The 18,590-nt window shown below is 70.2% G+C and carries 8 protein-coding genes; 3 read left to right on the forward strand and 5 right to left on the reverse strand.

The annotated features are described in order from the left end of the window. The first annotated feature begins 517 nt into the window (after positions 1-517). Positions 518-12,052, forward strand: coding sequence for an FG-GAP-like repeat-containing protein (locus ETAA1_RS05910; RefSeq protein ID WP_145235192.1), 11,535 nt, complete (start codon positions 518-520; stop codon positions 12,050-12,052). Between the two features lie 99 nt (positions 12,053-12,151). Here the strand turns inward: ETAA1_RS05910 and ETAA1_RS05915 are convergent, their stop codons facing one another. Both ETAA1_RS05915 and ETAA1_RS05920 read right to left on the reverse strand, forming a co-directional pair. After that, entirely contained in the window at positions 12,152-12,730 is a 579-nt protein-coding gene (locus ETAA1_RS05915) for a 3-keto-disaccharide hydrolase (protein WP_145235194.1), read from the reverse strand. 217 nt (positions 12,731-12,947) lie between these two features. Continuing rightward, entirely contained in the window at positions 12,948-13,148 is a 201-nt protein-coding gene (locus ETAA1_RS05920; RefSeq protein ID WP_145235196.1) for a YqaE/Pmp3 family membrane protein, read from the reverse strand. A 212-nt stretch (positions 13,149-13,360) separates the two neighbouring features. Here ETAA1_RS05920 and ETAA1_RS05925 point away from each other — a divergent pair, with 212 nt between their 5' ends. Next, on the forward strand, positions 13,361-13,642 hold the full coding sequence (locus ETAA1_RS05925; RefSeq protein WP_145235197.1) for a hypothetical protein: 282 nt from the start codon (positions 13,361-13,363) through the stop codon (positions 13,640-13,642). A gap of 146 nt (positions 13,643-13,788) precedes the next feature. Here the strand turns inward: ETAA1_RS05925 and ETAA1_RS05930 are convergent, their stop codons facing one another. The 3 genes from ETAA1_RS05930 to ETAA1_RS05940 form a co-directional block, all read right to left on the reverse strand. Further along, the gene (locus ETAA1_RS05930) at positions 13,789-15,114 is read right to left on the reverse strand and encodes a glycosyltransferase family 87 protein (RefSeq protein WP_145235199.1); all 1,326 of its coding nucleotides are present in this window, start codon (positions 15,112-15,114) and stop codon (positions 13,789-13,791) included. A gap of 127 nt (positions 15,115-15,241) precedes the next feature. After that, positions 15,242-16,027, reverse strand: a complete 786-nt coding sequence (locus ETAA1_RS05935; protein WP_145235201.1) for a PIG-L family deacetylase — start codon at positions 16,025-16,027, stop codon at positions 15,242-15,244. Positions 16,028-16,181: 154 nt separating this feature from the next. Next, on the reverse strand, positions 16,182-16,862 hold the full coding sequence (locus ETAA1_RS05940) for a leucine-rich repeat domain-containing protein (protein ID WP_145235202.1): 681 nt from the start codon (positions 16,860-16,862) through the stop codon (positions 16,182-16,184). Positions 16,863-17,122: 260 nt separating this feature from the next. Here ETAA1_RS05940 and ETAA1_RS05945 point away from each other — a divergent pair, with 260 nt between their 5' ends. Further along, positions 17,123-18,556, forward strand: a complete 1,434-nt coding sequence (locus ETAA1_RS05945) for a sigma-54 interaction domain-containing protein (RefSeq protein WP_145235204.1) — start codon at positions 17,123-17,125, stop codon at positions 18,554-18,556. Positions 18,557-18,590 lie beyond the last annotated feature (34 nt).

Genomic DNA, 18,590 nt, shown 5'->3' on the forward strand with positions numbered 1-18,590 from the left:
GTTGGAAGCAAAAAGCCCGCCGTACCGGAATCCCGCGGCCCGGGGCGGCAGTTCAACGACAGACGGACCACCCGTGCAGGCCGGCGGTTGAGCAGAAGTCGGTGAAAACCACTCGGGACGAAAATCGCTGGCGTCACAACCCGTCGTACAGCCACAGGGTCCGGACCGGGAATGACCCGAAGGACCGGCGCCACGTCCACGCGGAGGGGCGGGAACGCGGCGGTTCCGTACAGGCGGGCGTTGCACGGCGGGGCGGCGCGGGTAGTGTTCCCGACACGTACCCCCACGGACGGGTTGCGCCTCAGGCGTGTCGGGCGGGTCGGGTTGCGCCGGAGGTGCAACCCGACCCGCGCGTGGGGGGTCTGGCCGGTTCCGGCCCAACCACGGGAAAACTTTGCGGGGTTCCGCCCCGTCGAGAAGTATGAGCGGCGGCCCCCGGGCCGCCCGCCGGCCGTTTACACCCCGGGCCGCCTCGGACGCGGTTCGCCACAGCTGGCCCAGGTACAGGACGCGCACCATGTCGAATAAGTCCAAGAAGTCGCTCGCCCAACTCCTCCGCAAGTGGGTCGCCCGCGGCAGCCGCGTGTCGGCGCCCCGGCCGACGGCCAAGTTGCGGGTGGAGCAGTACGAGGAGCGGGTGGTTCCGGCTACCACGCCGCCGGTGTCGTTCACCACCTACCCGACCGTCCCGGTCGTGTCCGTGACCGACGGGGACGGGGCGTACGCCCCGCAGGTGGTCGCCGACCCGACCAACCCGAACACCCTGGCGCTGATCGCCGCCGAGCCGACCGGGATCCAGGCCCAGATTAGTTTCGACGGCGGGACGACCTGGACCGAGTTCCGGAACACCACGGATCCGTTCCGGAACAACACCACGTCCGGCGGCAAGCTCCGCGACCCGGACCTCCCCCTGGACCAGTCCAACAACTGGTACACCAACGTCTCCTCCCCGACCATTGCGTTCACCCGGTCGGGCAAGATCTACGTCTCGTACCTCGAGCACAACGCCCTCAAAACCAGTGGGTCGTTGGTGGTCGAACGGTTCACCGTGGACCGGGCGGCCCAGGCCACGACCCAGGACGACCTCGAGACCGCCGTCAGCACCGGGACCAACCCCCAGACGTACAACCTCCGGTCGAACGGGAGCGACAACCAAGCCGCGGTCCTGTACCGCTGGCAGGACAACGGAGGCACGGTCAACCGCCCGGCCAACATCTACCTGGCCGTCGACACCAACCTGCCCACCGTCACCGACCCGGTCACCGGCCTGACGTCGACCAACCCGTTCACGAACGACCCCACCAACGGCGCGATTAACACCGAGACCGTGTTCGTGGCGTGGAACATGGTGTCCAGCACCCCGACCGTGCAGGACGGGGGTTCTCAGAACCTCGGTTACACCCCGAACGCCGTGATGCTGGCCATCGGCCGGGACGACCCACTTGCGGCGGCCGCAGGGTTGGAGCCGTTCCAGTTCACGACCCCGCTGCCGGTGAACGACGCGATCTTCCTGGGCGACGGTGGCGCGTCGGTGCCCGCCGGCGGGCACTTCCTGGGGGCTGGCAACACCCAGGCCCAGGACAACACCGGTGGCATCGCCCCGCAGATCGTGTTCACCCCACCCCGGGTCGTTTCCGGGTACGACACCGACCCGACCACCCCGGGTTCCCAGCAGATCGTCACGACCCCCGGGCAGATGTCGATCGTCTGGAGCACCGTCGGAAACCGGTTCATCACCAGCACCGTGGACCTGGACGGGTCGCTGGCGTCTGCCGCCTACGAGTTCCGGAGCACGAACAACCCGACCGCGACTTCATTCTCCTCCCCCCCGGTCGGCGTTACTCCCAACTTCTACGACGGCACCCCTCTCATCCGCGACGCGATCCGGCCTGCGTCCGGTCCCGACATCGCGGTCACAACCAGCTACCAGTTGACTGTCGATCTGACTCAGTTCGCAGGGACGTTTACCAGTCTGGACGACCTGGACGTCGGGCTCGGCATCTCGAGTCCGAACCTGGCCCACCTGCAAATCGTGCTGCGGGCTCCCGACGGCACGGCCATCACGTTGGTGGACAATCGGATCAACACGTCCGGCGGGACCAACATCTTCGGCACCGGGGTCCCGCGGGGGATGACCGGCGTCGACATGGGCGTATTCCGGGGCGTGCAGGGTTCGGCCTCCCAGCAGAACGGGACGGCGCGACTTGGGGGCGTGACCGGCACCGACTTCAGCCAGGAGGCGGCCCGTCAGATTCACGACCCGGTCAACAACGGCAGCGGGTACGGCGGGAGTTACCGTCCCCAGGGCGGCACCCTGAGCACCCTGTACGGCCTGAACGCCGCCGCGTTGTCCGGCACGTGGACGCTGGAGATCACCGACGCCCGGTCCGACGGGCTCACCGCCACCTTCGGCAACGTCACCATCCCGGACGCCCCGATCCAGATGCTCCGGTACTGGTCGCTCGACTTCGTGTCGGCCGCCGACAACCGCAACCTCGCATCGGACAGCAAGGGGTACGACGGGCGGTACGGGGCAGACACCTTCGCCCGGATCGGCGGCATCGCGGACATCGCCACACTCGTTCCGCCGAAGGCCGGGATCAATGACGTGGCGGGCGACCAGGTTTACCCGACCAACGCCGGGCCGGCGGGCACCGCGGCCGGGTCCGCGGCCGGCGTGTTCGGGGTCGGGTCGGGGCTGTCGGTCGCGTACGACAGCAGCTTCGGGAGTTACAGCCGGTTCGGCGGCCGGCTATACGCCGTGTTCACCGGCGGCGGCGGGACGAACACCAACATCTTCCTCACCTCGTCCGACGACAACGGGGCCAGCTGGACCGCCCCGGTCCAGGTGAACGACGACCGGGCGAGCGACAGCTTCACCGAGGGGGTGCGGACCCAGTACCAGCCGACGGTGACCGTCGACCCGACCAACGGGATGGTCGTGGTGATGTGGTTCGACGCCCGGAACGACGCCAGCAACAGCCGGGTGCAGACCTACATCGCCACCAGCATCGACGGCGGCGAGACGTTCAGCCTCAACCAGTCGGTGAACGAGGAGAAGACGGCGATCGACGCCGTGACCGGGCGGACCGTGGTGCTGGAGCAGGTGCCGACCAACGTCAACGGGCAACCGGTCTACGGGACCGGGCTGTTCCAGTACGGCGGGGTGGGCATCCGGCAGTCGCTGCTCGCCTACGGCGGGGTCATCCAGCCGTTCTGGTCCGGGAACCGGAACACCAACGCGTTGGGCGAGTCGGGCATCTTCACCGCCAAGGTGCTGAGTGCGGCCGGCCCGCGGGTGGTCGACAGCGACATGGGCGCGGTCAGCGGGATCAGCGTCGATCTCACCGCCTCCGGCGGGCAACTCCAGGTCGGCGCCATCCGCGTCCGCGACGAGAATAACAGCACCACCCCCCCGCTCTCCGCGGCGCCGTACACCATCCCTGAGCTGGGCACTAACGCCCCCCGGACCCAGTACAACGACCGCTTCGGCGCGGACGGGACCCGGCTGATCGACGGGTTCCGGGTGGTATTCGACCGGCCGGTCTACTTCACCGGTTTGGGTGTCGCGGATCCCGAGGCGTTCGACCCGACCGACATCGAGGTCCGGTACCGGAGCCCGTTCGGCGGCATCCCGACCACCCAGGGCGCGCTCATCCCGATCGCCCGGATCGTGCCGATCGGCGGGTACACGCTGGCCGACGGGTCGTTCTTCGCGACCGCCTACTTCGTCCAGTTCCAGACCCCGCAGTCGGCCGTCGGCACGTACAGCTACGCGGTCAAGCCGACCCTGACCGAGCGAGTCCGCTCCCAGGTCGGGGCGTCGTTCGCCGCCGCCGACACCCCGCTCACCATCCCGGACACGATCAACAGCCCGGCCGTCTCGCAGATCGTCGTCCCCCAGCTGGCCGGAAGCCCCACGACCGACCGGGTCCGGCTGACGCTTGGTTTTGACCACCCCCGGCCGACCGATCTGCTGGGCGAGCTAATCACCCCGACCGGGCAGGTGATCGCTCTCAATCCAATCGTGGACCCACTCTTCGGGATCCTGAGCAACGGGGTGTTTACCCTGCCGCTCACCGCGGTCGCCACCGGCACCCCGCTGACCGGGCAGTGGACCCTGCGTCTGACCGACACCCAAAGCGGGCCGGTGTCCGCGACCGTTCCGATGCTGGTGCACTTCCAGCTCGACTTCGTGGACGCCGCCGGGGAGGTGGCCCAGGTCGTCCGGCTGGGGAACTGGATGGACCAGGACGCCGACGGCACCCAGCGCGAGCGGGGGCCGGCCGGGGCCGGGAACAACCTCGGGGCCGAGAACGACACGTACACCGCCCCCGGGACGGTCAACGACGTCCCGTTCGCCGGGCCGTACGACTCGACCACCCGGCCGCTCATCCAGCCCGGGGCGCACGTCACCGACGTGTACCCGGGCGGGCAGTTCGCGACCGCCGTCACCGTGACCCGGGACAGCGCCAGCCAGCTGACGGTGACCCTGGACCGGGAGATCGACCCGGACACCCTCACCGTCGCCGGGCTGACCGTCCTCGGGCCGACCGGGTCGGTGCCCCTGACCGGGGCGACCATCACCCCGACCAACGTCGTGAACTTCGGCACCCGGACGTTCACCATCACCCTGACGAACGCCTTCGCCGCCGCCGGCCAGTACAGCGTCCTCCTCGGCAACTCGGTGTACGTGGCCGACAACACCGTCCTCAACGGGACGGTGAACGACGTGTACGTGCGGTTCGACCGGGACATCGACCCGGCCTCGTTCCGCCCCGGGAACGTGCTCCGGATGACCGGCCCGACCGGGGCGGTCCCGCTGGCCGTGGTGTCGGTCACCCCGGTGGCCGAGGACCGCAGCGCGCTCCCGGCCGGGACGGTGGCGGCCCGGCTGTTCCGGGTGACGTTCGACCAGCCGCAGCTGGTGTTCGCCCAGGCGGCCCCGGTGGCCGCCCTGACCGTCACCCTCACCCTGTCGTCCGCCCCGTCGGTCGGGCCGCTCGCCCTGGCCGACCTGCTGGTGACCGGGCCGAAGGGGAAGGTGGATCTGACCGGGGCCACCCTGACCCGGACCGCGACCAGCCCGCAGCACGTGTACACGCTGACGGTCCCGGCCGCCACCGCCGGGGCGTACGCGAGCGCTGCTTACCCGGCCGGCCAGTACACGGTCAACATCACCCCGACCCCGAACCGGGTAACCCGGACCGTCACCACCCAGACCCAGCAGCTGTCGTTCACCCTCGACCAGCCACCGCTGAGCGGCCAGCCGCTGACCATCGGGTCGATCTTCCGCGTGTCCCGGCCGGACGGGGCGATGAGCCTGAGCGGCGTCACCCTCCAGGCGAACTCGCTGACCAGCTACACCCTGACGTTCCCCAACCCGCTGGACCAGGACACGTACACCATCGAGCTCACGCCGGCGGCCCTCCGCGGGGCGGCGGTGGCCGGGACCGGGGTCCGCGTGTCCGGGCCGTACATGATCGAGTTCGGGAACCTCCCGACCGCGGCGAACCCGGACACCGCCCCAATCCGGGCCGCCGACCGGCCGCAGCTGGTCACCGAGCTGGCGGCCGCCACGACCACGCTGACCGTCACCCTGTCGGCCGGGGCGCTGACCGGCCCCGCTAACGTCGTCCGGGTGTACGGGCCGACCGCGACGATCCCGGCGGTCATCGGGGTCACCCCGATCGGCGGGAGCACGTATCAACTGACGTTCGCCGGCCTCCTGCAGCCCGGGCAGTACGTCGTCGACTTCACCGCGGGCGTCCGAGTGGCCTCGAGCCCCGGCCGGGTGTGGGCGGTGGACAACAACCTGAACGCCGGGCTCGACCTGCTGACCGGGCGGACGGTAGCCGGCGGGTCGCTTCAGCCGGTGTCCTACCAGACCCAGGGGCAGGCTCCGGCGGTGCCGATTTCCGCCGCGACGGCGGCCGGCCCGTCGGTGTCCGAGCTCCCGCTGGTGATCAGTGACGACTTCACCATCCAGCAGAACCTGCTGAACCAGATCCGGCTGGGGATGAACATCTCCTTCCCGGATGTGACTCAGCTGCGCGTCGAGCTCATGCCGCCGACCGGCAGCCCGGTCCCGTCGGTCCTGTTGTTCAGCGGGGCGGACCGGGTCGCGCAGGGCGGTGGGGCCGGGGCGAACTTCACCAACACCCTGCTGACCGACCGGATCGGCCTCCCGTCGGTGTTGCTCGCGGCGGCCCCGTTCACCCCGACCACCGGGAGCGGCTTCACCCCGCAGAACCCACTCGGCGTGCTGGCCGACCCGACAACCCCGACCGGAGCCCTGGGGACGTGGCGGCTGCGGGTGACGAACTTCAGCACCGCCCAGGCCGGGCAGATCACCAACTGGTCGCTGGTCCTGCCACGGGCGGTCCCGGCGAGCGGGCTCGGGGAGCAGACGGCGGACCGGTTCCAGGCCGGGTTCCGGGTGCTGACGACCGACCCCACCAACGACCTGACCCGGGACGCCTGGACCCCGGTCGGGCCGGCGTCGGCCAACGAGGGGGCGAACGCCGGCCGGGCCAACGCGGTCGTGGCCGACCCGTCCGACCCGAGCGGAAACACGGTGTACGTGGGCGGGGCCAGCGGCGGGGTGTGGAAGACCACCAACTTCCTGACCAGCGACATCGACGGCCCCCAGTGGGTGCCGCTGACCGACTTCGGTGTGACCTCGGGGGTCAACATCCAGTCCATGGCCCTGTTCCCCCGGAACGGCGACCCGAACCAGACGATCGTCTTCGCCCTCACCGGGGACGGTAACAGCCGGAACCTGTCGGACATCACCGAGGCGACCGACCGGGGCCGGGCGGCGGCCGGGGTCGGGCTCCTGCGGTCCACCGACGGCGGCCGGACCTGGGTGCTGCTGGACAGCACCAACAACCGGTCCAGCGACCTGACCCTCCCGCCCGGGTCGGTCGGCAATTTCAGCGACTCGAACCGGAACCACCTGTTCGCTGGGGCCAGCGGGTTCAAGCTGGTGGTCGATCCCACCCTGTCGCCGACAGGCGGGGTGATCGTGTACATGGCCGTACAGGGGAACGCGCAACAGGCCGGGGTGTGGCGGAGCCTCGACGGCGGCCTCACCTGGACCCGGATCCAGCAGGGCCAGGCGACCGACGTGGCGCTCGCCTCCGGCAGCGGGGTGGTCACCGGCTCGGTGACCGCCCCGGCGGTCGGCAACCTGCAGCGGCTGTACGCCGCGTTCGGCCCGGGTAACCCTGGGGACGTGGCGGCTGGGGTGTACACCACGAACTCCGCCCCCACGGCAGGGTCGCTGACCCTGATGGCCGGTAACGGCGCCGGCCAACTGCCGGACCTCCGGAACGTGACCGGCGGGACGGGCGGGACTCCGGTCACCGTCCAGAACAACCCCGCCCCGACGAACATCGGCCGGGTCGTCATCGCGACCCCGGCCCTGACCGGGTCGACGTTCCAGAACTTCAACTACCGGGACTGGACGTACGCCCTGGTGGTCACCCCGAACGGGAGCCTCGGCGGGCTGTACGTGACCAAGGACGCCGGGCTGAACTGGACCCGGGTGGTGATGCCGATCCGCGGGGTGTTCGGGACGAACAACGAGAACCAGCTGGACTACGACCTGTTCGCCAGCCCCTACAACAGCGAGCCGGCGCCGAACTTCACCCAGTCCTCCAATGGCTTCTACGACGTGAGCCTGGCGGTGGACCCGCAGAACCCGAACGTCCTGTACCTGGGCGGGGTCGGGATCGGGACGGGCGGGCGGCTCCTGCCGAACGGGACGAAGGCCCTGCCGAACTTCGTCGGCGACGGGTCGATCGTGGGCGGGACGATCCGGATCGACCTGACCGGGATCAAGGACACCCAGGCCCTCATCAACAACAACAACTCGGACCCCAACGGCGGGACGTTCGGGAACAGCAATTTCCAGAGCGCCGCCAACGGCGGGATCGTCACCACCGGGCTGGACTCCGGCAAGATCGTGCCCGGCAACGACCCCAGCGGGACCCCGCTCGATAGCGACTACTTGAACGTCCGCCGGGACCCGAACAACCCGTTCACGACCAGCTCGACCCTGCTGGTGTCGCAGATCAACGCCCTGGTGAACAACGGGACCGACGCCAGGTGGCGGCCGTTCACCGAGATCCTCGCCGTCGGCACCGTCCGGGACCCGGGAACCACCCTGACCGAGCGGAACGGCCTGTCGAACATCCACGCCATCTTCCCGTTCGTGGACCCGGTGAGCGGGCAGACCCGGCTCATCTACGCCGGGGACCAGGGCGTGTTCACCGGGGTGGACCGGGGCGACGGCCTGCTGACGTACCGCCTCGGGTTCGACCGGCAGGTGGCCGGCACCCGTAACGGCAACCTCCAGCTCACCCAGGTGGTGAGCGGGGCAGTCCAGCCGAGCCAGCTGGCCGCCGACGTGGCCGGGGCCCTGTTCTACGCCATGGCCCAGGACAACGGGTTCCTGGTGTCCGACCCGCGGATCCTGGAGAACGGGAACACCAACTGGCGGGGTCCGGCCGGGGACGGGGCGTGGGTGGAGGTCGATCCGACCGGGTCGGGCCTGTCGATCCAGTACCGGTCCCCGCTCAACTTCGGGCTCGACCTGTACTCCCGGAGCAACCCGCTCCGCGGGCTCCCTCAGGAGTTCCTCCGACTGTTCAACCCGCAGCTGGTGGCCACCACCGGGGAGCCGGCGTTCGGCGGCGGCAGCCCGTCCACCTTCGGCCTGATCCAGGCTGGCGACTTCCCGCCGGCCGGGACGGTCGGCATCAACGGCGGGCAGTGGCTCCCGGGGTCGGCCGCCGGGAACGTCCCGTTCGGGTATGGGGTGCCGTTCGCGATCAACCCGGTCAACCCGCAGGGGCTGGTGATCATGTCGACCGACGGCCGGGTGTTCCGGTCGACCGACGGCGGGGCCAGCTGGAACTTCAGCACCATCGTCGTCAACGGCATCAACACCGGCGGGTCGGTCCTCGACGCGACCGGGCCGGGGGCGCTGGCGTTCGGGGCCGACGACCCGAACAACCCGGCCCAGGCGAACACCTTCATCTACATCGGGTCGGCCGGGACCGGGCAGGCCGGCGGGGTGGTCTACTTCAGCCTCGACGGCGGCTCGAACTGGACGACCACCGCGGCGCTGGACGGCAGCCCGATCCGGCGGATCGTCCCGAACCCGGCCCCGGGCAGCCGGGAGGTGTACGTCGTCACCAACGAGGGGGTGTACTACAAGCAGGACGTCACCGTGCCCGGGGCGTGGACGGACATCACCGGGAACCTGTTCGGTCTCACCCGGGCGGTCTTCGGCAACTCGACCGACCAGGCGTTCATCCTGCCGGACCCGAACGGCCCGCTAGGCTTGACCCGGGTTCTCAACACCCTGGCGGTCGACTGGCGGTATGCCGACCCGACGGTCGACCCGCAGGCCCCCCCGCAGCTGTACGTCGGCGGGGTCGGCGGGGTGTTCAAGTCGGAGGACAACGGAACGACCTGGCGTCTGTACCCGGAGATCTCCCAGGACGGGGCGGTTGCCGAGGGCGGGAACCTGCCGATGGTCGAGGTGACCGACCTCGACCTGTCGATCGGAAACCTGAACCCGGTCAACGGGCGGTACGAGAGCGGCGGGCTGAACCTGCTTCTGGCGTCCACCTACGGCCGCGGCAGCTGGGCCATCCGGCTGAACAACGACGTCCCGACCCGGCTCGCCGACGTCGGCGGCCCGGCCGTGTCCTTCATCATTAACCCGACCCCCAACGGGCCGACCTCCAACCAGCTCGTGGTGCAGTTCAACGGGCCGGTCCTCGAGACCACCGCCCTGGATGTGAACAACTACCAGTTGCTGCCGGTCGACGCGCTGGGGGCCCCGACCGGGAGCGCCATCCCGATCCAGTCGGTCGCCCCGGTCCCGGGGGTGCCTGACCGGTACACGGTGACGTTCCAGAACGTCAGTATCCCGAACACCCTGTTCCGGTTCACGGTCGGGTACAACTCCCCGTCCAGCGGGGTACCCACCATCACCGGGCTCGACGGGGTGCCGATGAACCAGGACGCGGACGCGACCAGCGGGGAGGCGTTCGTCGACCAGTTCGTCACCGTCCTCACCCTGAACGCCCCGGCGGGGGTGAACCAAACACTGTACGTCTCACCGATCTCCCAGCAGGTCGTGGCCGGGACCGCGGGGAGCGTGAGCGTCGAGGTCCGCGACCCGTCCACCGGTGGCGTGATCACCGGGCTGAACGGCACCCTGACCGTTACCTGGGTCGGCCCAGGCCCGGTCACGCTGACCCAGAACGGAAGCCCCGTGTCTGGGAACACGGTGAACGTAGTCAACGGGGTGGCGAGCTTCACCGTGTCCGCGACAACGGCCGGGCCGTACTCGTTCACCGTCTCGTCTGGGACCAATGTGACGGCCGGTCAGACCTCGTTCTCGGTCGCCGTTATCGCAGGCACGGCCAGCCAGGTCACCCTCTCCCCCGCGGTGACGCCCAACGCGGCGGCCGGTACCGGGGTGGCACTGACGATCGGGTTCGAAGACCAGTTCGGCAACGCCACCACCTTCGCCGGGGCCGTCTCGATCCTGTACCAGGGGAATGTGGGGCCGGGCAGCCCGGGCGCGGTGGTCGTCGACCCACAGGTGCCGTCGTCCGCCACGTTCACGGTGTTTCCCACGCAGACCGGCCAGTTGGTGGTGACCGCGGACGCGGGCGTGACCACCACCCCGGGGCAGGCGACCATCAACGTCGTCCCCGGCGCAGTGGCCTCACTGATGGTCAGCGTCAGTCCGTCCCCGGCGACCGCCGGCCTCCCGGCCACGGTGACCCTCCAGGCGTTCGACGCCAACGGGAACGCGGCGACCAACGCGAACGGGCCGGTCACCCTGACCGGAATCCCGGCCGGGTCGGTCGTCTCCCCGAACCCGCCGGCCCTCGTGAACGGGGTCGCGTCGTTCCAGTTGACGATCCCGACCTCCGGGACGTACTCGCTGGCGGCCCAGTTCGGGGCGGTGTCGCAGCCGTTCAACCTGGTGGTGGGGCCCGCCCCACTGCCGCCGACCCCCACCGACCAACTGACCGGGGTGTTCGCCGCGGCCACCGGGGTGGACGGCACCCCGTTCGTCCAGGTGTACCAGGCCAACGGGTCCCTGCTGACCACGCTGCTACCGTTCCCGCCCGGGTACGCCTCGGAGGTGGACGCCGGCAGCCCCGGGTTCACCGGCGGCATCCGCGTGTCGGTCGCCGACGTGACCGGCGACGGGATCGCGGACTACGTGGTCGGCTCCGGCCCCACGATCACCGCGACCGTGCAGGTGATCGACGGGGCGACGAACCGCACGATCCTGACGCTGAGGCCGTTCGCCGACTTCAAGGGCGGCGTGTTCGTCAGCACCGGTGACCTGACCGGCGACGGCATCGCCGACATTGTCATCACCCCGGACCAGGGCGGCGGCCCGCGGGTGACGATCATCGCGGGCAAGACGTTCACCCAGGTGGCGAACTTCTTCGGCATCGACGACGCGAACTTCCGCGGCGGCGCCCGCGCGGCGATGGGCGACGTCAACGGCGACGGGTTCGCCGAGCTGGTGGTGAGCGCCGGGTTCGGCGGCGGGCCGCGCATCTCGATCTACGACGGGGCGGCTCTGGCCCAGGGCACGCGGCTGAACGTGATCGGCGACTTCTTCCTGTTCGAAGAGGCGCTGCGGAACGGGGCGTACGTGGCCGTCGGCGACGTGAACGGGGACGGGTTCGCCGACCTGATCGGCGGGGCCGGCCCCGGCGGCGGCCCGCGGGTGCTCATCCTCGACTCGGTGACGATGCTCCAGCGCGGCCCGGAGGCGGCGCTGTCCGCGCCGCTGTTCAACGGCTTCCTGGGTGACATTAACAACCGCGGCGGCGTCCGGGTGGCGGCCAAGAACCTGAACAACGACCGGCTCACCGACCTCCTGATCGGTGCCGGCGAGGGCGGCGGGTCGCGGGCGGAGGCGTACAGCGGCGACGGGTTCGGCCTGCTCCAGAGCATCGACCTGCTCCCGGGCTACACCGGCGGGGTGTTTGTGGGGTAACCCGGACGCGAACGGTGTGAACGCGAACGCCCGGGAGTACCCCGGGCGTTCGTCATTTCGCTGCAACGAGTCGGCACCCGCTGCTAGCAGCCGCGGGCGTCACTTCCCCGCGGCCGGCTTGATGCGGATGTTGCGGTAGTCCATCTGCCCGCGGTCGGCCTCCAGCCCGATCGGCCCGGTCGGCGGCAGCTTCAGCGCCGCCTCCAGCACCTCGCCGTTGCAGGTGCAGTGCGCGCTCGGGCCCTTCACCACCACGACGACTTCGTTCCAGTCCTGGGCCTTGTACTTCGTCAGGCTCTTGTACGGCCCCGCCACGGGGTAGTCGCGCACCTGGAGTTGCGGCCCGCGCACGAACAGCCCGCTGTCCGCGTTCACCGCGGCGCGGAACTCGACCCTGAGCTCGAAGTCGGTGCCGAACGCCTGCTTCGTCCACAGCTGCTTCAGGCCCTTGCCGGGGTTCACCGTCAGAACGCCGTCCTTCGCCGTATACCGGCCGTCGGAGGCCGCGGTCTTGCCGTCGAACGACTCGAACTTGTCGCCGGCCTTGTAGCCCCAGCCGGTCAGGTCCTTGCAGTTGAACAGAGACACCCAGCCGTCGGCGGGCTGGGCGGCAGGCACCTGCGGGACGACGGCGACTGCGAGGGCGGCGGCGGCGGCCGCGGCGAACGGGCGGATCATGGTCGGCTCCGGGGAAAGGGAGCCGCGATTGTCGCACGCCGCGGCCGGCCGCGGGAGGGAGAATCGGGACGACATTCGCATCGGGCGCATTGTGTGCACGGCTCCCCCCGGGGGGGTCGAGGCACGCATTGAGTCAAAGACACGAATTAGTGATTGATCGATGGCGGGGCGGGTAACAATGCGGAAGGTGCGGCGGGGCGGGTGGTTGCGGCAAGGCTCAGACGCCAGCTTGCTCCATCGCACGCATCACCGAGCTGTACTGCCGGGCCGTTGTGGTGCGGTCCACGACGCCGAGGGCGTGGACGACGCCGGGCAGGAAGAACAGGCAGGTGAGGGCGAGGTTGGCGACGAGCTCGGAGCGGGCGCCGGCGACGAGGACGGCGGCGGGGGGGCAAACGAAGGCGAGTACGGAACGCATGAGATACTCCTCCGGGCAGCACGCGGCGGCTACCTGAAAGACACTGTAACGCGGGGTTCGTTAACGGGTGCTGATAGAAGTTGTGACAAAGCGGTGACAGTCGCGGCGGGCCGCGGGGCGGTTCGGCGTCGTCCGGCGGGGGGGTTGTGCGTACAATGGCGGAGCGACCCGTCGGGCGACACTGCCGTCGCCCGCCCGTGGGCGGGAGAGCCATGAAGATTACGATGTACCACCGGACGTTCCCGGTGAAGGACGCCCCGGTGGCGGTGTCGCTGGTGCCGTACGCGGCGTCGCAGAAGCACACGTACACCGCCAACGGCAAGATTTACGACGCGGTGCTCAAGGAAATCCAGGTGGTCGTCCCCGACGACGCCAAGCTCGACGTGATGAAGAACCTGCTGTGCTGGGCCGGCGAGAAGGGGCCGATGAAGTCGACGGCCCGCGAGGTGTACGACTTCGCCACCGCCGGCACGTCGGGGTTCAAGCTCGCGTAGTTTTCAGCCGACGAGTGGCGCGGCGTCAGCCCGCCGGTGCGGCCCCAAAAGCACTTGGGGTTGCACCGGCGGGCTGACGCCGCGCCACTCCCCGAATCACCCGGGTAGCTTCAGCCCCTTCGCCAGCGCGATGGTCAGGGCGTCGGTCACGGGTTGCCTTCCGGGCGTGCTACCCAGACGCGGCGGGCAGCGACCAGGCGGGCGCAAACGGCGGCGGTCAGCAGCAGGAACGCGGCCGTGTGCGTGCCGTACACCAGCGCCAGGTCGGCCGCGTCCTCGGTCAGCATCCCGGGCACCGTCGTCAGCAGCGCCACCGCCGCCAGCACGCCGGTCAGCCACCGGCGCACGCCGGCCGACGTGTCCGGCGCGAACAGCCAGGCCGTCAGCACCGCGAACGGCAGCAGCAGCGTGACCGCGTGGTGCTTCCAGGTGCGCTCGCTGAACAACAGCATGCCGATCACCATCAGCGCGCACTCGGCCGCGACCCACGGCCCGCCGCGGGCCGCCCGCGGGGCGCGGCACAGTAGCACCACCACGACGCCGAACGCGACCACGCAGCCCTGCACGACGCGGCGCGCGACGGGGGTGCCGATGTCGGCGACGTTGTGGAACGCGACCCCGGTCGGGATGTTGTCCGGGTACTCGACGAACGACGGGCTGTGCGTCAGCAGCCGGTACACGACGCCGGGGATCGACTGGTTCGGGTGCTCGCTCGTGACGCGGTTCTCGACCAGCGCCGGCCGCACCATCAGCTTGTACCAGTCGGCCAGCAGTTCGGCGTTGCGCTCGAAGCCGAACACGGCGCCGGGCACGATCGCCAGCCACAGCACGAGCCCGGCGGCGGTCGCGGCGAGGGCGCGCCAGCGACGCTTCCAGCCGAAGTACGCCACGAAGATGAGCGGCGTCACTTTGCAGGCGATGGCCAGCGCCAGCACCACGCCGGCGCCCACGTCGCGGCCGCGGCGGTGCAGTTCCAGCGTCGCGGCGACGAGGAACAGGATGAAGATGTTGACGTTGTTGTGCGACAGGTCGCCGAGCAGCGGCGGCAGCGCGAGGACAACCGCGAGCGCGTGTGCGGCGGAAAGGCCCGGGGCGGTCGTTCCCGGGGGTTGAACCAACCGAAAGACCCACACCGCGGCCAGTACCGCCATCGCCACCTTGGTGTAGAACCACGCGAGCGCCCCGGCGAGCGGCGGCAGGTCGGCGAACGGCTTGAGCACGACCGCCATCACCGGCGGGTTCGGGTACTCGTGGACGCCGACGTACACGTTGCCGCCGGCGAACACCTCGTGGATCATCGCCCGCCAGCGGAGGAAGGCGCTGCGCGTCTGCTGGCCGTTGTCGGCGGGCCTGGCGGCTTTCGCGGCGTACTTCAGGCTCATGCCGACGACCAGCAGCGCCAGCGCGGCGACGAACGCGAGCCGGAGCCGGGCGGCGGGGGCGGTCGGGGGGCGGAGCGCGAACAGGGGCATGGGGCGCGTCCTTGCGGGGGCCGCGGACTGTAACCTGTGCGCGAAGTCCGGGGGAAGTGCGCTTCTAACTGCCGAGCCGCTTGCGGCTTAGCGCGGGGCAGCGCTAAGCCGCAAGCGGCAAAACCCATCACCCCATCGGCAGGTGGCCCTGCCCCACCGGCACGTCCGGCGGCGCCGTCGGCTTGCTGCCGTGGACGAGCGTGACCAGGTCCGGCGCCCCGACCGGGTGCGGCAGCGCGAACAACTCGCCGTAGCGGAATCCGCACCGCGCCCCGTGGTAGCCGTTGGCCGAGCCGATCATGTGCTTCACCCGCTCGAACCGCTCCGCGTCGAACTGCGACTCGTACGCGCGGATCGACTCCAACTTCGCGTCGAACGTGTCCGAGATGTCCACGACGAACGTGCTGTGCCAGCTCCGCTGCTCGGCGTCGAACGGGAACGGGCAGTACACCAGGTGCGGCACCCGGTACGGCTTCGTGCCGTCGAACCGCTCGTCCCACTTCGTGAGCTGCGAGTAGAACCGCGCCGCCTCGCCGAGGAGGTGGCCCTGGTGGTGGTCCGGCGACGCGGCCGGGGTGCGGCCGGCCCCGACGATGAGGATGCCGGGCCGGTACGTGCGGAACACCGTCGCCAGCTTGAAGCGGTTCTCCGGCGAGTCCATCAGCACGCGGTTCGGCAGTTCGACGTTGATCCGCAACGGGCTCCCGAGCGCGACGCGGGCCGCCTCCGCTTCCTTCTTGCGCGTGTCGAGGCTGCCGCGCGGGGTGGGTTCGCCGCTGGTCAGGTCGGCCATGCCGACCTTGTAGCCCTGCTTCACCAGCTTGGCGATGGTGCCGCCGCAGAGGATTTCGAGGTCGTCGGGGTGCGGGGCGACGGCCAGCACGTCGAGCCGGTCGGGAAGCGCGTCGGGCATCGGGAACACTCCTCAGAACAGAAGCAGGATGGCCACAAAAAGGCACGAAACGACACAAAAAGGAACACCGATCAAAGACAGAATTCAAGACGTCTGCTGTCTTACTTTTGTGTCTTTTCGTGCCTTTTTGTGGCCATCCTGCTTTCCGCAAGTTCTACCGCCGCACCTGGCGGAGGTTCGGCATCTCGTCGGCGAACGCCTCCGCGGCCTTCGCCGTCACCCGCGTGCCGGCCGCGGTCATGTCGCGGAGGCCCTCCAGCGTCTTCAACTCCATCAGCCCCGCGTCCGTCAGGCCGGTCTTCGTCAGGTACAGGTTTTCCAGCCGCACCAGCGTCCGCACGTGGGCCATCGCCTTGTCCGTCAGCCGCGGGTTGTCCGACAGGTCGAGCGTCTCCAACCGCGTCAACTTCTCCAACTCGGCGGCGCCCTTGTCGGTGATCTGCGCCTCCGGCATGATCAGCACCCGCAGCTGCGACAGCGTGGCGATCTCGACCAGCTCCTTGTCGGTCACGCCGGACCGGTTCAGCTTCAGCCGCCGCAGGTTCGGCAGCGCCTTCAGCGCGGCGAAGCCCTTCGAGGTACACGCGGTGGCGTCGAGAATCTGAATCTCGCCGACCTCCTTGTGCTTCGCCAGTGTGATCAACGCGCCGTCGCCGGCGGCGAGGAACTTGACCGACACCCGCGAGCCGACCGGGAGCGTGGGGTCGAGTCCGGCCGAAGCCTTCGCCAGCATCGCGGACTTCAGCGCCGCCTGTTCGCCGGGCGTGGCCGGGGGTTGCGCGGAGCCGGTGGTAGCAAAAAGCAGCACGGCGAGCGGCGGCAGAGCACGGCGCATGGTGCGAATCCCTGGTGGGCCGGACCCCCGGATTGTAGGTCGCGGCAGCACCCGCCGGCCGCGTTTCGGCCCGTGGCACAATTCCCCCCGCCGGTTCCGTCCCCGCGCGAACGTTCAACTCGCGCCGTCGGAATTCTCGGCATCTTCGGCCCGACCGGTTGCACCGGCGCGGATTGTAAACTTCGTTTGGTTAACGGCCGGTCGGCCTGGACGCACGGCGTTCGGGCACGGCAACACCGGCCGGCAACGGACCACGCCCCATGACCCCCACCCGCCGGCTCGTCCTCGCCGCCAGCGACCCGCGCCTCGCCCAGACGGTGCAGGCCCACCTCGGCCGCACCCTCGCCCTGGCGGTACCGGTCGTCCGCTTCGTGGACGTGCCGCACCTGCTCGCGCCGGACACCGACGGCGACCTGCTCCTCGTCGCGTCCGACCCCGCCGACGCCGGCCCGATCGAGACCGTCGTCCGCGAGGCGAAGGTGCAGCAGTCGCCGGCCGGCCTCGGCATCCTCGAGTCGGAGGCGGTTGCGGGGCGGCGGGCGTTCGACCACCTCGCCCCGTACCTCGCCGGCAGGTGGGGCTGGCCGCACCACGTCCGCGAGGTGACCACGTGGGCGCGGCAGGCGCAGGCGCCCGGCGGCGTCCCGTTCGCCGACCCGGCTACCGAAACGACCGCCGAGGCGATCCGCCGCAAGCTCGTCAACCACACGCCGTCGCTGACCGCGCTCGTGGACCAGCTCTGCATCGCCGCGGAGCACGACGTGACGGTCCTGATCGAGGGCGAGACCGGCACCGGCAAGACGTTCCTGGCGCGGCTCATTCACGACGGCTCGCCGCGGCGCGGCAGCCGGTTCCTCGTGGTGGCGTGCGGCACCCTGAGCGGCCACCTGATCGCCAGCGAGTTCTTCGGCCACGCCCGCGGCTCGTTCACCGGCGCCGACGGCGCGAAGGTCGGCAAGTTCGCCGCGGCCGGCGACGGCTCGCTGCTGCTGGACGAGATCGACACGCTCGGCCTCGACCACCAGGCGAACCTCCTGCGGGTCATCGAGACCGGCGAGTTCGAGCCGGTCGGCAGCAACGAGACGCAGATCAGCCGGGCGCGCGTGATCGCGGCGACGAACTGGAACCTGTCCGACGCCGTGGAGCGCGGTAGCTTCCGCCGCGACCTGTACTACCGCCTCCAGGTGCTGAGCTTTCACCTGCCGCCGCTGCGGCACCGGCCGGAGGACGTCGGGCCGCTGGTCCGCGGCATGGTGGCCCGGTACGGCACGAAGTTCGGCAAGCGGCTGTTCGGCGTGTGCCCCGAGGCGATGCGGGCGCTGGAGAGCTACCCCTGGCCGGGGAACATTCGGCAGCTCGAAAACGTCCTCCAGCAGGCGGTGCTGACGAGCAGCGGCAACGAGTTGAAGCTGCACCACCTGTCGCCGCTGGTCCACACCCGCAGCGACGTCACGACGCCGCCGCCGGGCGCGACGGCGAACTACGGCGGCACGCTGAAGCAGAGCCGCGAGTCGACGGAGCGGGTGAACATCCTGCGGGCGCTGGAGAAGGCCGGGCAGAGCCGCACGCGCGCCGCCCAGCTGCTCGGGGTGAGCCGCGTCACGCTCTACAAGAAGATGAAGAAGTACGGCCTGTTCACGCGGCCGGAGCCCGTACCGGGGTTCGAGCCGTTCCTGCCGCGCGTGGTGGGTTGATCTTTCGCCGCGGAACTGCACCGGGTTAGACTCC

Source organism: Urbifossiella limnaea (assembly GCF_007747215.1).
In the GTDB taxonomy this organism is placed as follows: Bacteria; Planctomycetota; Planctomycetia; order Gemmatales; family Gemmataceae; genus Urbifossiella; species Urbifossiella limnaea.